The 1,292-nt window shown below is 71.2% G+C and carries 1 protein-coding gene and 1 pseudogene; both read left to right on the top strand.

The genetic code is table 11. The features are described from left to right. Positions 1–220, top strand: a pseudogene (locus FV222_RS26425) (hypothetical protein); the annotation flags it as partial. Between the two features lie 203 nt (positions 221–423). Then, positions 424–1,292, top strand: an 869-nt coding sequence (locus tag FV222_RS26430) for a hypothetical protein (protein ID WP_246685683.1), incomplete at its 3' end; no start/stop codon positions are given.

Below are 1,292 nucleotides of genomic sequence, written 5' to 3' on the forward strand. Positions count from 1 at the left end.
CCGCACCGGCGGCGGCTCGGCGATGGTGGCCGAGGCCCCCGAGAAGGAGGTGCGACGCGTCACCAAGAGCTTCGAGGCCCACGAGATCCGCCCCGACCGCCTCTGGCTCCAGACCCTGCCGGACGACCCCGGCCGCTACCTCAAGCTCCGCATCAAGGCCGAGCAGACCCGCCGCATCGAAGCCGGCACGAGCATGCCCGCCGGGAGCAACCCATGGTGACGGCTTTGGACGCGACGAGCCCGATCCCAATCCCGAGGGATGCGCTGGAGACGCCGCGCGGCTCCTTCTCCCATGGGGAGAAGGGTGGGATGAGGGGCGTGACCTCTCCGGCACGTTCTCGTCCCTCACGCCGACCCTCTCCCGCCCGGGAGAGGGGGCCCGCGCCCGCTCCGGCGACGTTCCGTCGTCACGCCCGCGGGTGGATCGGTGCGCTGCTCGCGCTCCTGTTCGTCACTCAGCCCGCCCGCGCCGAGGTCGAGCCCGGCGACCTCACCCTCACGGTGACCCCTGAGCTGAACGGCAACGCCGCGCCCTTCGTACGCGAGATGGTGCTGCTCAAGATCCACGGGGTCTACAAGCAGCAGATCCTGCTCGAGGAGGTGATCCAGCCGACGCTGGCCAACTTCAGTTGGAGCCAGCTCGGCCGTGACCGCTGGAGCAAGACCAAGCTGAAGGACGGCCAGAGCGCCATCGCCTTCGACCGGGTGATCGCGGTGTTCCCGCACCATGCCGGCGACTTCACCATCGAACCGTTCGACCACCGCCTGACGATCAACGACAACGGCGACCGCCGCGTCGTCGACGTGCGCTCCGGCCCGATCGCCCTGCCGGTCGCGACCTGGACCAAGGAGGGCGGCGGGCCGGACGCCAAGGAGCCGTGGTGGCTGCCGGCGAAGGACGTGACGATCACCGATTCCTGGTCGCCCGACCCGGAGACGGTGAAGCTCGGCGACACCACACGGCGCATCGTGACGGTGGAGGCGCAGGGGATGGTCGCGGAAGGGCTGCCACCGCGCCCAGTGATGCGCACCCGCGGCATCCTCACCTTCGCCGGCCCGGTCACCCGCGAGACCCTGATCACCCCCGCCGGGCCGGTGGCGCGCGCCACCTACCAGTGGGACGTGAAGGCCGGCGTGCCCGAGATCATCCCGCTCGACGCGATCGTGATCCCATGGTTCGACACGGTCTCGCGCACCATGCGCGAGGCCGAGATTCCCGCCCGCCAGATCGGCGGTGGCCTGCCCGACCGGGAGGGCGACCTCGCGCCTCCGCTCGCCGCTGCGCCGTGGGT

The sequence above is a fragment of the Methylobacterium sp. WL103 genome, from assembly GCF_008039885.1.
Classification (GTDB): domain Bacteria; phylum Pseudomonadota; class Alphaproteobacteria; order Rhizobiales; family Beijerinckiaceae; genus Methylobacterium; species Methylobacterium cerastii.